We start from the raw sequence: 1,339 nt of genomic DNA on the forward strand, positions 1-1,339 counted from the left end.
GACCCAGACCGTCTGATCCACCGGCCCGCCGCTCGAAACACGGGGGCGGCGGGCCGGCCCCCATCAGCACCACCGGGCGGTGTCCCTCACCGACATGTGCAGCCGCCCGCTCTCCCATCCACCGGCGCGCCACCACCCACTCGACCGATGGCGCGCACACCCTCGAAGGACACGCAGAATGAGACGATCCGTGCGCAACGGACTCGCAATCGCAGGAATGACCGGGGGGTTGTTCCTCCTCGGTCAGGCAGTGGCCAGCGCCGACGACACGGCGGTCGCCCAGAACTCCACCCGCAGCGGTGACGCCGTCGCCGTCAGCGACAACGACGCCAGCGGCAACGGCGGCGACGCCAGCGCCGTGGGCGCCGTGGTGGACAACAGCGGCGGAGAGGCCCAGGCCAACGGCGGCGTTGCCGTCTCCGGCAACGCGGCGGTCAACGACGTGGACGGCGGCTCGAAGAACTCCTCGGTCACCGTCCACAACGACCAGTCGAGCTCCGCCAGCGCCAACGGCGGCACCGCGACGGTCAGCCCGACCACCACCGCCAACACCACCGGCGGCTCGGCCAACGGCACCGGCGGCACGATCCACTCCGCCACCGGCGCCAACTCCGGCAACAACACCAGCGCCACCGCCGGCACCGGTTCGGGCAGCTCCAGCGGCGACGCCACCAGCGTCGCCCAGAACTCCACCCGCAGCGGTGACGCCGTCGCCGACAGCAGCAACGACGCCAGCGGCAACGGCGGCGACGCCAGCGCCGTGGGCGCCGTGGTGGACAACAGCGACCTGACCGCCGAGGCCAACGGTGGCGTCGCCGTCTCCGGCAACGTGGCGGTCAACGACGTGGACGGCGGCTCGAAGAACTCCTCGGTCGGCGTCCACAACGACCAGTCGAGCTCCGCCAGCGCCAACGGCGGCACCGCGACGGTCAGCCCGACCACCACCGCCAACACCACCGGCGGCTCGGCCAACGGCACCGGCGGCACGATCAAGTCGGCCACCGGCGCCAACTCGGGCAACAACACCGGCGCCACCGCGTCGACCCCGGCCTCCCGTCGCTCGTCGGGCGACACCGACACCCTGGCGCAGAACGACACGCGCTCCGGTGACGCGGTCGCGGTCAGCTACAACGACGCCAGCGGCAACGGCGGCGACGCCAGCGCCGTGGGCGCCGTGGTCGACAACAGCGACCTGACCGCCGAGGCCAACGGCGGCGTGGCCGTCTCCGGCAACGCGGCGATCAACGACGTGGACGGCGGCTCGAAGAACTCCTCGGTCGGCGTCCACAACGACCAGTCGAGCTCCGCCAGCGCCAACGGCGGCACCGCGACGGTCAGC

At 72.7% G+C, this 1,339-nt stretch carries 1 protein-coding gene; it reads left to right on the forward strand.

Annotation, left to right across the window (positions count from 1 at the left end):
* Positions 1–217 precede the first annotated feature (217 nt).
* The coding region (locus tag ACFSHS_RS12995; protein ID WP_376876489.1) for an autotransporter outer membrane beta-barrel domain-containing protein at positions 218–1,339 on the forward strand (1,122 nt) is incomplete at its 3' end.

The sequence above is a fragment of the Blastococcus deserti genome, from assembly GCF_042682525.1.
Taxonomy (GTDB): Bacteria; Actinomycetota; Actinomycetes; order Mycobacteriales; family Geodermatophilaceae; genus Blastococcus_B; species Blastococcus_B deserti.